Consider the following 14,217-nt stretch of genomic DNA (forward strand, 5'->3'; position numbering starts at 1 on the left):
AATCTAAAAATTGAAGGTGCAGACTCAATCACTAAATATGATTGAGTCTGCACCTTCAGTATGTTGAAAAATATAACAAGATTAATCTGTGTTTGTTCCGATTTTTCTTGACTTAATAATTTATGAGTGGATCCAAAAAGAAGGAATGGTTGCTGTACCCATTATATTTAAAATACAATATTTATTTTAAAATCCAAAAATTGTCATTCTTATATTATTTACTTTTATATTCGGAATTTCATTCCAGATGTAAAATTCCAATCATAATAACAAGGCATTGAAAAACAAAAAAGGAACGTATCATAAATATTATATCTATTTTTGAGGAAGTATTTCCATACGCTGAAAATCTAAAAAGTACCTGGTTATTTCCTTCTCGAAAAGGTGATAAACCCATTAGTAAAATTCAAGCCTATCGACAGTTACAAAAAGCTGGAGATTTTGCCGGAGTAGAATCATTAGGTACTCATACTATGCGTAAAACATTTGGATATTGGTTTTACAAGCAAACAAATGATATTGCTATGCTACAAGAAATATTGAATCATAGTACACCACAAATCACATTAAGGTACATTGGAATCAATAAGGAAGAAAAAGATAATATACTCGATACATTTCGCATCTAATTTAATTTAGTGTTTAGTAATACTAAATAGGTTCTCCAATAATATATGAGTAGGTTATGTTTTTGATATTTGGTGAAAGCTTGCTACCTGTTGAAGAATACGTGGAGATAGATATCGCTGCAGTTCTTCAGCGTGTCCAGAGATAATATAGTTGTTTAATTTACAATAAAGTTGTTTAAAAAGCGCCAGTCATGTTATTCAACAATTGGGCCATTTTCTGGAATAAAGCGATTGCTAAAAATACAGAATTTTGAAATAATTGTTATTAAGTTAAATGGCAGGATTTTAGAATATGACCGAAACATATTGTATATAAAAAAATTAACATTAGTTTCTTAATTCTTTTTATGGGGAGGAAGAGTCGGATGGAAATAAAATGGATAGGTGTTAGCGTCCTCACCGGATTCTTTCTACTGGAGCTTGGTGCAATGGCTGCGTTCAGTTACTGGGGTTATCATATCAAGACAGGGGCAGCGGTCAAAATTATACTCGCGGTTGCCACGCCACTAGTCATAGCCACTCTATGGGGGATGTTTCTCTCCCCGAAGGCGTCGCTCCCCATCTTCTCCTTCCCCATTCGAACTACGCTTAAGCTGGTTGTGTTCATTGTTGCTTCCGCAGCTTTGTACGCAAGTGGGCAAAGCGCGTTCGCAGTTACTTTTCTGACGGTGTCCCTTCTTATCGTGGCAGCAGTCTTCATCTTGAAGCTTCATAAAGTAAATATGTGAAGTGGATTAGCCTAAAACCGAACTTCAATAATCGGGCGCTTTAATTGAGCAAGGATCACAAAAATCAACAAACTTTATTCAAAAGCTACAACAAAGCATATAAATTTCGTATCTATCCAACGAAGGAACAAAAAATATTTATTGTTAAAACCATTGGGTGCAATCACTTTGTATTCAATTTCTTATTGAGCGAATGGGGCAGTTTATTTAAAGAAGTAAATCAAATTGTATAGGCTACAAAAAAGAAAGCAAACTAAAATCGTGGGTGCTGATGACGAAAAAACACAACTCCGCTATCTGTATATAGTGTATTTATTATAGTTGGCATCCTTGAAGGAATAACTAAATCAAGCTACAAAGGTGGTGAAAAAATGGCTAAAAATAAGAATAATCAATTGAAGAACAATAAAAATGCTGTACCAAAAGCAGATGTAGAATTTGCGGGAGAAAATGGACTTGAAAAAATCGCATTAAGAGCCCAAAAAAAATCAAAATAAGTAAACAATAGGGGGCAGTAAATCTGTCCCTTTGTTCCTCAAAATTAACATAGTTCTTCAAAAAAATAAGCATCTTTTGTTAGCATAAAACCAATGTATTGCAAACCTGGAAAGTCCCCTCAGAAGTTCTGAAAGTACTTTCCATTCACATAATTAGTGTTATCGTAAGTCAATGTTATTGTTAGTTTGGATTCGACTTTTGTATAGTTGACGAAATTTGATGAAAGAGATAATTCTCCAAGGTAAGATATATCCCAGTGCTACAGTCATAAATAGTGCTGCTTCTGTTTGTGGACCTAGCCATTTTAAATAATCACGAAGTAAAAAACGGATAATAAGTACGATGAGAAAGGTAATAATAAAGCTCTTGTTTCTTACAGCATAAATATGCTGATCGAATCGGAGTTCATAGTGAGTGGTCCAAATAAGTGGAATTGACAAAAGAAATCCAAAGATAGCTGCACAAATCCATTCCCAGCCAGCGGCATGTGCTTTTGGATTTAAGATGATGTGAATGCAGGGGAGTAACAAAAATAGTATGGGTAAGAGAATGCGGGTTCCGTTCCCTTTAATAGGGCGATACATTGCCAAAGTTCTACGCCATATGACTAACGCAGCAATTATGATCACAATAGAGTAAAACGAAGAAGAATCCATGATTTCACCTCGACACATAGAATATTTCAATTATATGGAAAGTACAGATGGTTGGATAGTGGTATTCATCCTGATTGGGGAAATATAACATTAATTTATGATATCATATATAGGTATTTGCCATTACATACTATCGCAAGAGGTAAGCAAAGAGGCTTATCCCTTATGTATCAAGGATTACGCCTTTTTTTCTTTTGAAAGATTTATAGAAAAAAACATACTTGTTTTATTAAGTATGCAGTCTCAGAATTGTCCTTATTTCCAATATGAAAATCGCATATTTGCTAGTTAGTTTAATACTTTTTGTAATGGAACAGCTGTAATCTAAAATTATGATTTGAGTATATACAATACCCCTGGCATATAGCTAATAGCATATAGCGCGCTTATAGCTAAACAACAAGTCCACTGCCAAAATAGGGCTATTTTTTTCTGCCTTTTGTGATAATATCGGTGTTGCCGTTTCACGCATTAGTTTATATTCAAGCTGTGCAGTGATAATAAAGCTGTTTAATTGTAAACGTAAAAGAGCGATATCCTAAAAACTACGATAGACGGTATAATAAAAGCAATATATATAGAAATACGTTTGCTTTCGAAAGGGAGTACATATAGGAAAATAAAAAAGGGCAAGTTGAAAAGGAAGCTGTCTTTTATTCGAATCCATTATTTGATCCTGTTTATCATAAAATAGTTTTATATAAGTGGAAAAAGGATTCTGTTGCAAAGTAGTTGAAATGTAAGAAATCTGTGGTTAATGAAGACGAATTTTATGCCAGCATTAACAATCTATGTAATTCATTATACGCTGAAAAAAAAGCTTGGTTGCAAACTTCGTTTTTTTTATAGGGCATGAATGGTTTCTGTCCCTTTTGTTGTAACAATATTAAATTTGAACCTTTTGTTACAACAAACATAATTATTGAGGATTAGATATAACCTATAATACAAAATTACATGTATTTTGCTCGAATCCCATGCTCATCAACTTAAGAAATTAATTGTTCCCCGAAATGAAAAAGTGAACTGAATTTTCATAGACAACTATGAAGGGATAAAACTTTCATTTTGGAGATACTCTAAAATATCAGCTTGATAGTGATGTAGTGAGCCACTGTATACAAATTATAAATAGATAGGATTTTATACCAAATCTATATAATTAATGTGAAAAGATCTTCCTTTATCTTTGAATGTAAGTTCTTATATTAGAGTTTAAAGTGGTTAATAGAAGTAATAAAAAGGAACTTGTAGTTTTCTATAAGTTCCTTTTTTAGAATCTATGTAGAGTCTCATAATAGTAAAAAACAATATTTCTTTTTAACTAAACGTGACATTCAGCCTGAAATGATAGGAAGGCAAGGAACATACAACAAAAACGAATAGAAAGAAAAGGGCCTAGGCTTTCAAAGTCTTTACGAGTTAGTAAACCATTTGTAAAAGGAGCACCTGAGTTTTTATATCATAGAGATGGTCTAGGAGAACATTGGGTAGAGATGGATTATAGGGTTCTGTTGCAAAGTTTCTCAAGAGATAAACAAAGGCGAAGACATCAAACAGACTCCGCCTTTTCGGTGTATTATGAATTGCAACAATTACTAGAAGTTTCTTGTCTTTTCTATTCAAATGTTCCCTTCGCTATCGGAACTTTATTTTCTACCATAAACTTGCCTTTTGCAATGACGCTGTGAATATCCAACGTTTCTTTTTCCAACAATACGATGTCAGCATCCTTCCCGGTTTGGATACAGCCCTTACTTGAAAGCTTCAGCAATTGTGCGGGATTCATGGTAATGACTTCCAGTGCCGTTTCTAACGGAATACCTTCCACTAAAACAGATTCTCGTACTTCGTGAAATAGCGAAGATACTTTTCCGACTTGAAGGCCTGCATACTCTCCATTATTGTCAAAGAAAGGGAGGCTGGCCTGTCCATCTGAGGAGAAGGTGATGTGTCCGACTGGGACCCCATCTTCAAGCATTATACGTAATGCCTCACTGCATTTCACTTCTCCGTTCTCCAAAAATTGAGGAGTAGTACTTGTGGTAAAGTCTACGTAACCGCCTCGTTTTGCGTAATCAATACCCGCTCTGAATAATTCTTCGTTTCGGTTTATATGTGTTGGATGGAAGTGCCGAATCGGAATGTTGGTTTTATCTGCAATTTCATGCAACAATGAAAGTTTTCCCTCTCCGTCCCCTACATGAACTTCTAATAGGCCAGCTTTTCCTGACAGAATGCCGCCATTGCGTGCGGCAGTGGCGACTTTAACTATCTCCTCAAATGTAGGTTCTGATGATCTATGGTCGGAGATAGCAATCTCTCCAACACCGATAATTTTGTCAATTAAAATAATATCATCTTCGATTTTTCCCGTCAGCGTTTTTACTGGCACTTGATAGGAGCCTGTGTGAATGAAACAAGAAACTCCCTCTTCTTCAAGTGCCCGCGCCTTGGCAAGCAGACTTTCCATTTTACGTGTTGTCCCGTCAGTACCGAGTAAACCGACTAGTGTTGTAATACCTGCAGTTGTAATATCAGTGAGCATCAGCTCAGGTGTGCGGGTTTTGAATCCGCCTTCTCCGCCTCCACCAATAATATGAACGTGTGAATCGATAAATCCTGGAACAACCAAAAGATTTGCCGCATCAATGACTAGAATAGGAGCAAAGTTGTTAGGAATTGCGATTCTATCATCTATGAATGCGATTTTATCATCTGCAATTAATATGTCTTTCCGTCCTAGGTAGTTGGGTCCGTATACTTCTCCATTTTTTATTAAGGTAATCAATTCTTTTTTCCTCCTGTCAATACTTTTCGTTTCATATCAGAATGGACCATATCCTATGAAGTGAGCTATGATAACAGCTACTAATCCGATGAGATAGTGAATGAACACAAGTGGCAGAATCCACTTTGCCCACTTTGTCCAAGAAATTCCTGCAATCGCCAAGCCTGCCATTAAGGTCGTAGCGGTCGGAAAAATCATATTTCCGATTCCATCAGCAAAAGAGAAAGATAACACTGCAGTTTGGCGTGTAATACCCAATAAGTCTGCAAGTGGCACCATAATCGGCATTGTCAGCATCGCATGACCGGTGCCAGATGCTAGAACAAAATGAATAAGAGCTTGGAAATTGTACATGCCAACAACGCTTAAATAGTCCGGAATATGCTTGATTGATACAGATAATTGATGCAGCATAGGGTCAACGATATGTCCCTCATTCAATACAACAAGAATGGCGCGCGATACACCAATAATCAAAGCACCGCCGAGCAAGGATGCAGATCCGTTTATAAAGGAGTTAACAATCTGATCTGCAGATAGTTTGCCGATGAGTCCAATTATTATTGTCAATAAAAGGAATAAAGATGTAATTTCTGTAATATACCATTGGAATTTGATTACACCAAACGCCAAAACGATATAATTAATTACAAAAGCTCCTAAGATGAACTTATGTCTTGTTGTTAACTTCCCACTTGATTGCAGTAACTTTTTCGCGTCTTCTTTTGTATACTTTCCGTAGATTCCTATAGAAGGGTTTTTCTTTACCTTCATTGCGTAACGATAGATATAAAGAACTGAAACAAGGTAGACGATAACAAATAAAATAAGGCGAAACACTATGCCTGAGAACATCGGTAATTCTGCGATTCCTTGGGCAAGTCCTACTGTGAAAGGATTCATGATGGCAGTTGTAAAGCCTGACAATGCTCCTACTATGACGATAGCAGTTCCTGTAATTGCATCAAATCCCAGAGCCAACGCCAGCGGAATGATAAGAGGAAGATAAGCCAGTGTTTCTTCCGCCATTCCCATTAAAGAGCCACCTACAGCGAAAAACAGCGTCACGACAGGAATCAATAGTTTTTCACGCGTCGCCAACTTCCTAGCCATTGTAGCGATAAGCATATCAACCGTACCTGTTGCTCTTAAGACGCCAAAAAATCCTCCGATAATCAATAAGAAAAATATAATATTGCCGGCTTCTACCATTCCTGTATGAACAGCTTTTATCATATCGAAAAATCCGACCGGAGCTGATTCTATCAATTTAAAAGAATTTGGGTCTACAGTTGTTCGGTCATTCACTTCAATCCGTGCATATTCTCCGGTCGGCAAAAAATAAGTTAATAGAGTCGCTATTACGAGAATGCCGAATAACAATACAAAAACATTAATTTTTTTCTCTTTTTTTCTAAGCGAAACAGCCTGTTCTTGTAGTTGGCTCATATGTGTTCCTCCTTTGTATTTTAAATAAATGGATTGAAATAGAATACTTACAAAAATACCGCTAATAGACTATGTTCTTTTTCTCGTATTCTGCTGTTTACCTCCTTTTCATAACCTTGGACACTTCATCGATTTATATATGCAATATCTGTGCCAGTATTAATAGATTGATTTTTAAGGGGATTTTTATGATAAGATTCGAGTTTTTGGTTTTTATTGTTCTTTTTTGGCGATATAATAGAACCAATTTAAACGTAGGCAGGTGTTTTAATGTCAAAATTTTCACTTACACTCATAGCTGGAAGCTCAAAAACAAAGCAAGCCTTACAGGAGCAACTGGAACAATTGCTTGGGGACTATGTTCATATTAAAAGCTATGCTGCGGATGAGGGAATACCGCAGTCCCTTGAAGATACAATTATCTTGTATTCATCAGCTTCTGTTTATGATCAAACAAATGATATGTATAGTGTGAATGCTGAGGAAATAATTGTGGGAAAGAGAACAGTTCATCATGAATATATTGATAAACTTTTAAGAATACCTGAAGATTCATCAGTTCTGGTGGTGAATGATAATGATGATGCAACTATAAATCTTATTGAATCCTTATATCAACTTGGTATCGATCATATTCAATTTATCCCTTTTCGGAAGGGGGTATTGTTTTATGATGATGTTCGAATTGCCGTTTCGCCAGGAGAAACACATCTGTGCCCTTCTTACATAAAAGAAGTAATCGATATAGGCGTACGTCTTTTTGATATGACAACAATCCTGGAGGTTGTAGAATGTTGCGGTTTGAACAAGGATATATCCTCGAAGGTTTCAGAAAGGTATATTAGCAATATCATTGAATTACAACGTAAGCTATTACATGCAGAGCGGGATGCTAAGCAGATGAGCGAGCATATCCAAAATGTGTTGGGAACTGTCGATGATGGAATATTGGTCGTTAACCAAGAAGGACGGATTACGGTAATCAATGAACGTCTTACGGCATTGTTTCATATTGTGGCACAAGATGTGGTTAATGAGTATATAGAACATGTGATGAGTCGTCGGGATATTACCGATTTCATCATGAATGGAAAGGATGAAAGCAAGTTCTTCAATATAGATGGCGTGGATGTCGTAATTTTTCGATTGCAAATGGTGCAAGAAAATACAATTGTCGCAACTTTTAAGAGTGTACATCAAGCCTTTGAAATTAAAAAAACAGCGCAAAGAGAAATGCGTAATAAAGGATTTCATACAAAATACGGATTTCAGGATATTATCGGCGAACATATTGTAATGAAAGAGCGTAAGCGAATCGCCAAGAAACTTGCCTTATCAGAACATCCGATTTTAATTCAGGGTGATACAGGAACAGGAAAAGAACTGTTTGCCCATGCTATTCATGAGCATTCATTGCGAAAAAAAGGACCGTTTCTGGCTGTAAACTGTAGCGCATTAACAGAGAACCTACTTGAAAGTGAATTGTTCGGTTACGAAGAAGGGACATTTACAGGAGCACAAAAGGGGGGCAAGAAAGGTCTGTTTGAATTAGCCGATAATGGAACTATCTTTTTGGATGAAATCGGCGACATAAGCCTTACAGTTCAATCACATCTGCTGCGCGTTCTGCAGGAGGGAGAAATCCGAAGAATCGGCGGTGTAAGAATTATACCTGTTAATGTTCGAGTGATTACCGCAACAAATAAAGATCTTCAAGGAAAGATACGTGCCGGTTCATTCAAAGCCGATTTATTTTACCGACTGAATGTACTTAATCTCTGTATTCCACCACTCATTGAGAGAAGGGCGGATATACCAATTTTGATTAAGCATTTCATCACAAAAAGCGGAAAATGGGTAAAGATAGAACAAGATGTACTGGAGTATTTCATGCAATATGAATGGCCTGGAAATATACGAGAACTAAAAAGCACAATTGATTATATGCTAACGATTTGTGAGGGAAATATCGTGACGAAAGGAGATCTTCCGTCAATGCTGGGACAAGAGGGGGGGAGCATGACATCCGAATATTCCATATGTGGAAGTATACTGGAAATGAAGGAGCATATTTTTATCTTGGAAGTAATCAAGCAATGCAACGAAAAAGGAAAAGCGGCAAGCAGAGATCTGCTTTCAAGTAAAAGCAAAGAATCAGACTTTGTTTTATCCCCGCAGCAAATCCGTCGTCGCCTGGATATTTTAGAAAGTGAAGGATTCGTCGTAAAAGGCAGAGGACGGGCAGGTACAAAAATCACTAATGCCGGAATAGAGTATTTGTATTTTCTTAAGTCAAAGTACGCTGTGTATTGCTAAAGAAATCATTCCTATATTTTAATTGTGAATGGAAATGATGGAGGAACGGGGCTTATCCGTTGCTCATACAACGATTATGCGTTGGGTTCATCAGTATGGTCCTGAATTAGACAAAAGAATCCGTCGTCATCTCAAGCAAACCAATGACTCTTGGAGAGTCGATGAAACATATATCAAAGTAAAAAGTCAATGGATGTACCTGTATCGTGCTGTCGATTCGAAAGGAAATACCATCGATTTTTACCTAAGCAAAGCAAGAAATCACAAGGCTGCAAAGCGATTCTTCAAGAAAGCTTTGCAGTCTTTTCATATTTCTGATCCTCGTGTCGTGACAGTCGATAAGAATCCAGCTTATCCTATAGCAGGTGAAGGATTGAGAAAAGAAAAAAAGATGCCATTAGGCATCCAACTAAGGCAAGTGAAATATCTCAATAACATAGTGGAACAAGATCATCGATTTATTAAAAAGCGAGTTCGTTCGATGTTAGGATTGAAATCCTTTCGCACAGCTACATCCATTATTTCTGGAATAAAAGCTATGCATATAGTAAAAAAAGGTAACTTATTTTACTGGACAAGTCTGTCCAAAATCAAGTGAAGTTCATCCATCAACTATTTGGAATTGTTGCTTAAGACTAGATTCCACTAGGAAACTTTTCGCCTCTTTATATCTTTCCTAAGTATTTGCACCAGAACCAATAGCAGCTAGAGATAAAAAGTTTCCGTAATTCGAGTGGGGGGAAGAATTTGAAAGTGTAAAAGGATTTTATTTTCTTTTGTGGAATGTTATTCATATTTATCTTATTAAAATTTAGAAAGGAGAATATTTATGAAACATTCCTTATTGGAGACAAATACAGATCCAGGAAAGAAAGAATCATTGCTTACACGGTGTGCAAATGTATTTTCGAGATGGTCTCAGAAATATGTCCCGGATGCTTTTGTAATAGCTGTGCTGCTCACTTTATTTACTTTCATTATAGCTTTGCTGATGAATCCCTCAAATCCGTACAAAATCGTAAAATCCTGGGGGGATGGGTTTTGGACTTATTTAACTTTTACAATGCAAATGGTATTGCTAATGGTTACAGGGATGACGTTAGCTTCCGTCCCATTTGTTAATAGAGGCTTGCAGTCAGTTGCTAAGCTAGCCGATACACCTCAAAAGGCTTATACGATGACATTTTTGATTAGTGCAATTGCATACTATATCAATTGGGGACTCGCGGTAGTTGTGGGAGCGATCATTGCGAAGGAAGTAGCGAAAAAGAATCCGAATGCACATTTTCCATTACTTGTCGCAGCTGCTTATGCTCCGACTGCCTTATATAGCGCGGGTCTCTCCAGTTCTATTGGCTTGACAATTGCCACAAAGGATCATTTTCTTGTAGATATGATTGGAATTATTCCTACCTCACAAACAATCTTTAGTTACTCTACTCTAATTATTTTTTTCACTCTATTCATCACGATGCCAATTATTATTGTACTTATGGCTCCAAAAAGCGGGATTATTAGGTATAAAGCACTCGAAACAGATACAAATTCTTTTGCAAAACCTCCTCAAAAGGATTTAACTGCTGCGGAAAAACTGGAATGGACACCGGTTCTAGGAATAGTATTAGGTGCAATCGGCACGTTGTATTGTGTGTATGAATTCATGAACGGTCATAGTTTAGATTTAAATATTATTAATTTGTTTTTTTTATCACTTGGCTTGCTCCTGCATGGTTCTCTTGGAAACTTTGCACAAGGATTCAAAGAATCTGCGCAATCCATTTCTCCAATTATCCTACAGTTTCCGTTTTATGCGGGGATTATCGCTGTTTTAGGCAGTTCAGGATTGGGAAGCTCAATCATTGAATGGATGGCATCCATTGCGTCAAAGGATACATTTGATATATTTACATATTGGTCAGCGGGATTGGTGAACTTATTGGCGCCATCTGGTGGGGGGCAATGGGCTTTACAAGGGCCACTGCAGGTCCCGGCAGGATTGAAGTTAGGTGTAGATCCGGCTACTATCGCAATGGCGGTAGGCTGGGGGGACGCATGGACAAATTTGATTCAGCCGTTCTGGGCACTACCTCTTTTAGGAGTGCTGGGATTGAAAATTAAAGATATCATGGGTTATTGTTTCATTCTCTGTATTTGGGTCGGGATTGTTACCAGTTTATTGATGTTATTTGTATATTAGCTTTCATAGGAATACGCATCACTATCAAGTCAAGAGCTTGAAATACCCTCCTTAAAATGAAAGTAAAACGGATCTAGAAGTACAGACGGAGTATTTATGAACACCCTAGATTTCAGTATCAACTTTCCAGATATCTATGGTATTCCATGTAGGAAAGGCGATTTTTAATTTCAAGGAGGTTATTTAGGTGGAATCTAGTAAAGCCATAGTGTGGATTAATGTATTTAATGCCAAACCAAGTAAATTAGATGAATCAGTTGCTATCCAAGCTGAAGAACTACTTAACTTTAAGAGAAAAGGTGCAGCTTCAGAACAGAAGAAATCGTTTATTTGGTAAATAAATTAAAAATTGAAGATTAGAAAAAGCTAACTCTTTTAAATAAAGGGTTAGCTTTTTTACCGATAATGACGGATTACTGTAATTGAACATGAGTTTTTTTACTTTTAATCTTTTGATTTTGATATTATGCAGGAGTAATAAGTGATGTGCCTGTTGTTACTTATAGCGCTCCTGGTATTTATGATATGTTACCAAAAGATATACAAAAGAAAATAGATGAAGGAGAATATAAAGGTAAAATAACGAATTAAATAAATCCACAAAATTCAATTAGTAGTGGTGCTTTAAGAGTAGATAAAAAACAAATTGGTGATACATATATGGTAATTGACATCACTCCAACCGGTTCTGGTGCAAAGATTGTATTTATTTGAAAGAGGTAAATAGATTCCTAATAGTATCAGTATGTCCAAGTCTGAAAGACTTTTTTTAGATATTTTGAAGTTTTTGCACCAGAACCTGGGAGGGTAGGTCCAATCGAACCCGGATTAAGTGCAGCGGAAGATAAAAACTCGTCCAATATAATTCACCTCTAAAAAACTCGTATTGCTAATAGTAAATGCAGGATTAGAGCGAAGTGAAATGGACAAGCGAGGAAATAGATAATGGAATTTTAATAAAAGCGTTATTTTAACTAAAAGAGTATCCAACCTCTAGTTAAACGCTCTTTGATCTTAATTTCAGATGTGTCTCTAATTGAATAGTTTTCACTAAAATTTACAACAGCAGAAACTTTTTGCTTTTTATTATCTGCGGCATGTCCGTATAGATGAATTTCATGTGTTCTATATTCTTTTGATGGATTAATTTCGTCAACTACAATATCAAGGTTCATATTTTTTTTAAAGTAACCAATAGTTACTAATTCAGCAGTTGTACTTACTTCCGGCCATTCTTCACTATATTCTTTTGGAACGAATTGGGATGAAACCAAGTGTATAAAGAGGATGGGGAAAGTAATAAAAGCTATACTCACAATGCCATAACGTATTAAGGATCTTCTCATAAAGTATCACCTACCAATGATGTTTTGTTTAATCAAGTTAACAATTTACATATTAAACCAATATTAACCAAGCGACTATTCATTTAGGTGACACCAGCATTACAAATTTGTAAGGTTTATTTAAAAAATAGCTTAATAGAAAGTCGAACAAAATAGTTATTTTAGTAGAAAGCGAGGTGGTGATATGATCCGGTGGGACAAGCAGATATTCGCCTTTTACCAAGGTGATAACTTCATTGCGGAAGGGACGATTTTAGAAATCAGCAAGAAAACAAATAAGGCATTATCTTTTCTTAGATGGATGAAGACACCAAGCTATTCAAAAATACGTGGGGATAGCAAAAGATGCCTCCGATTAATTCTGTTGGATGAGGAAGATTAATATAAAAATTTCATTTTTTATGTATTTGAAAAACAAAAAGAGCACTTCATAAAAGTGCTCTCGTGGCGAGTTTCGTTTTCTCAAAGAAAGGAATACACCGTATTATACGAAGCTTTTCTGAAATATGCTTGTGTTAATTAATTAGTATTTGTAAAAGAGCAGTTAGCAAAAGCTAACTGCTCGGTTCTCCAAGGGGGAACAAGGAGAAAGTAACTTAATGGGTTGTCTACAGTATTGACGGAATATTGAGTTTTATTCAGTGGATTTACTAAATATGTAGGTTACATGAGAAGCCCTATTAACATCCAAGCTGCTCCGATTAGAATTAAAGTTTCAAATGTAATCCAAAATTTTCTTTTTTCTGGTTTTTGAAATTCTTTAATTACAGAGAATACGGCACTGATTCCTACAAGAGTGAATAGAACAATTCGAATTGTATCAGTCATGTGTATCACCACCTAAGATTTGAATAGTTTAATTATATATTAATTACCATTTTGTAGAAACTTAATAAAATAATCCTTTGAATAGAAAGCGAGGAATAACAATGGGACAAGGAAACCGTAGAATGGCTTTTGAAAAGCTTATTAATCTAGTGAATGAAATGTATCAAAGAGGAGGAGTAGCGCTTATAAACAAGCATCCTACTCCCGTGAAGGTGTTAAAAAGTAAAGGTGGCCGTGTATTAAATGGATTCTATGAAGCTAAAAGTACAGTAGACTATGATGGCGTGTATAAGGGACGAGCTATAGCATTTGAAGCGAAATTTACAGAGAATCCTACACGATTTGATCTGAAGAATATTGCGCAACACCAATTGGATTACCCGGAGAAAGCAGAGAAGATGGGAGCGATTTGTTTCTTCCTTATTGAGTTGAGTAAGGACAAGTCAGTATTCGTGATACCACTGGCAGTTATTCAATCTTACGTAAGGATGTCGCAACAGCCAAAAGGCAAAGAAGTCGATACCAAGAGCAAACTTTGATATTTATGGGCACTTAGTAGCTCAGACAGAACGAGCGCCAGTGGATTACTTACAATACATCGATGAGACTGAATTAATTCCAGTAATAGAGGGCATGATTCAGATAGATCAGGACCATAGAAGGATAGCGGACAACATTGAAGTAGCGAAAGAAAAAATGAATAACAAGAAACGTAAATTATTAAAGGCTTAATGGATAAGGGCACCATGCAGAGTGGATGGTTCCCTTATTCAAAAATG

The 14,217-nt window shown here is 36.2% G+C and carries 11 protein-coding genes and 7 pseudogenes; 12 read left to right on the forward strand and 6 right to left on the reverse strand.

Annotated elements, in window-relative coordinates:
• Window positions 1–281: 281 nt before the first annotated feature.
• The 4 genes and pseudogenes from QCI75_RS27275 to QCI75_RS27290 all read left to right on the forward strand — a co-directional run.
• Window positions 282–629, forward strand: a pseudogene (locus QCI75_RS27275) (tyrosine-type recombinase/integrase); the annotation flags it as partial.
• Window positions 630–994: 365 nt separating this feature from the next.
• Window positions 995–1,357, forward strand: coding sequence for a YrdB family protein (locus tag QCI75_RS27280; RefSeq protein WP_002144369.1), 363 nt, complete (start codon window positions 995–997; stop codon window positions 1,355–1,357).
• A 44-nt stretch (window positions 1,358–1,401) separates the two neighbouring features.
• Window positions 1,402–1,581, forward strand: a pseudogene (locus tag QCI75_RS27285) (helix-turn-helix domain-containing protein); the annotation flags it as partial.
• Window positions 1,582–1,728: 147 nt separating this feature from the next.
• Window positions 1,729–1,854: a hypothetical protein gene (locus QCI75_RS27290; protein ID WP_001107285.1), complete on the forward strand. Its 126-nt coding sequence runs from the start codon at window positions 1,729–1,731 to the stop codon at window positions 1,852–1,854.
• 159 nt (window positions 1,855–2,013) lie between these two features.
• Here the strand turns inward: QCI75_RS27290 and QCI75_RS27295 are convergent, their stop codons facing one another.
• Entirely contained in the window at window positions 2,014–2,511 is a 498-nt protein-coding gene (locus QCI75_RS27295) for a CcdC protein domain-containing protein (protein WP_353761664.1), read from the reverse strand.
• A gap of 1,332 nt (window positions 2,512–3,843) precedes the next feature.
• On the opposite strand from QCI75_RS27295, the pseudogene QCI75_RS27300 reads away from it, so the two are divergent.
• Both QCI75_RS27300 and QCI75_RS30615 read left to right on the forward strand, forming a co-directional pair.
• A pseudogene (locus QCI75_RS27300) lies at window positions 3,844–4,019 on the forward strand (2-isopropylmalate synthase); the annotation flags it as partial.
• A 27-nt stretch (window positions 4,020–4,046) separates the two neighbouring features.
• Window positions 4,047–4,121, forward strand: a pseudogene (locus QCI75_RS30615) (IS6 family transposase); the annotation flags it as partial.
• 8 nt (window positions 4,122–4,129) lie between these two features.
• Here the strand turns inward: QCI75_RS30615 and iadA are convergent.
• Window positions 4,130–5,302, reverse strand: coding sequence for a beta-aspartyl-peptidase (gene iadA, locus QCI75_RS27305; RefSeq protein WP_353761665.1), 1,173 nt, complete (start codon window positions 5,300–5,302; stop codon window positions 4,130–4,132).
• A 36-nt stretch (window positions 5,303–5,338) separates the two neighbouring features.
• Entirely contained in the window at window positions 5,339–6,751 is a 1,413-nt protein-coding gene (locus tag QCI75_RS27310) for a YfcC family protein (RefSeq protein WP_353761666.1), read from the reverse strand.
• Between the two features lie 270 nt (window positions 6,752–7,021).
• On the opposite strand from QCI75_RS27310, the gene QCI75_RS27315 reads away from it, so the two are divergent.
• From QCI75_RS27315 to QCI75_RS30620, 5 genes and pseudogenes are all read left to right on the forward strand, one after another.
• Entirely contained in the window at window positions 7,022–9,067 is a 2,046-nt protein-coding gene (locus tag QCI75_RS27315) for a sigma-54 interaction domain-containing protein (protein ID WP_353761667.1), read from the forward strand.
• 28 nt (window positions 9,068–9,095) lie between these two features.
• Window positions 9,096–9,700 (forward strand): annotated as a pseudogene (locus QCI75_RS27320) (IS6 family transposase); the annotation flags it as partial.
• Between the two features lie 196 nt (window positions 9,701–9,896).
• Complete coding sequence (locus QCI75_RS27325; RefSeq protein WP_353761668.1) at window positions 9,897–11,264, forward strand: short-chain fatty acid transporter; 1,368 nt, start codon at window positions 9,897–9,899, stop codon at window positions 11,262–11,264.
• A 187-nt stretch (window positions 11,265–11,451) separates the two neighbouring features.
• Window positions 11,452–11,601 carry a hypothetical protein gene (locus QCI75_RS27330; protein WP_353761669.1) on the forward strand — a complete coding sequence of 50 codons (150 nt, stop codon included), beginning with the start codon at window positions 11,452–11,454 and terminating at the stop codon, window positions 11,599–11,601.
• A gap of 140 nt (window positions 11,602–11,741) precedes the next feature.
• A pseudogene (locus QCI75_RS30620) lies at window positions 11,742–11,930 on the forward strand (lipase family protein); the annotation flags it as partial.
• Window positions 11,931–12,004: 74 nt separating this feature from the next.
• Here QCI75_RS30620 and QCI75_RS27335 read toward each other — a convergent pair.
• From QCI75_RS27335 to QCI75_RS27345, 3 genes are all read right to left on the reverse strand, one after another.
• The gene (locus tag QCI75_RS27335) at window positions 12,005–12,124 is read right to left on the reverse strand and encodes an exosporium leader peptide-containing protein (protein ID WP_353761670.1); all 120 of its coding nucleotides are present in this window, start codon (window positions 12,122–12,124) and stop codon (window positions 12,005–12,007) included.
• A 114-nt stretch (window positions 12,125–12,238) separates the two neighbouring features.
• Window positions 12,239–12,610: a phosphoglycolate phosphatase gene (locus tag QCI75_RS27340; protein ID WP_353761671.1), complete on the reverse strand. Its 372-nt coding sequence runs from the start codon at window positions 12,608–12,610 to the stop codon at window positions 12,239–12,241.
• A 663-nt stretch (window positions 12,611–13,273) separates the two neighbouring features.
• Window positions 13,274–13,438, reverse strand: coding sequence for a hypothetical protein (locus QCI75_RS27345; RefSeq protein ID WP_000132662.1), 165 nt, complete (start codon window positions 13,436–13,438; stop codon window positions 13,274–13,276).
• Between the two features lie 101 nt (window positions 13,439–13,539).
• Here QCI75_RS27345 and QCI75_RS27350 point away from each other — a divergent pair.
• Window positions 13,540–14,170 (forward strand): annotated as a pseudogene (locus QCI75_RS27350) (Holliday junction resolvase RecU).
• Window positions 14,171–14,217: the final 47 nt, after the last annotated feature.

The sequence above is a fragment of the Bacillus cereus group sp. RP43 genome (assembly GCF_040459645.1).
In the GTDB taxonomy this organism is placed as follows: Bacteria; Bacillota; Bacilli; order Bacillales; family Bacillaceae_G; genus Bacillus_A; species Bacillus_A mycoides_C.

Bases quoted from the DNA above. Each gene is read 5' to 3' on its own strand.
- QCI75_RS27280 (WP_002144369.1), top strand. From the start codon at position 995: ATGGAAATAAAATGGATAGGTGTTAGCGTCCTCACCGGATTCTTTCTA.
- QCI75_RS27290 (WP_001107285.1), top strand. From the start codon at position 1,729: ATGGCTAAAAATAAGAATAATCAATTGAAGAACAATAAAAATGCTGTA.
- QCI75_RS27295 (WP_353761664.1), bottom strand. From the start codon at position 2,511: ATGGATTCTTCTTCGTTTTACTCTATTGTGATCATAATTGCTGCGTTA.
- QCI75_RS27310 (WP_353761666.1), bottom strand. From the start codon at position 6,751: ATGAGCCAACTACAAGAACAGGCTGTTTCGCTTAGAAAAAAAGAGAAA.
- QCI75_RS27315 (WP_353761667.1), top strand. From the start codon at position 7,022: ATGTCAAAATTTTCACTTACACTCATAGCTGGAAGCTCAAAAACAAAG.
- QCI75_RS27325 (WP_353761668.1), top strand. From the start codon at position 9,897: ATGAAACATTCCTTATTGGAGACAAATACAGATCCAGGAAAGAAAGAA.
- QCI75_RS27340 (WP_353761671.1), bottom strand. From the start codon at position 12,610: ATGAGAAGATCCTTAATACGTTATGGCATTGTGAGTATAGCTTTTATT.
- QCI75_RS27345 (WP_000132662.1), bottom strand. From the start codon at position 13,438: ATGACTGATACAATTCGAATTGTTCTATTCACTCTTGTAGGAATCAGT.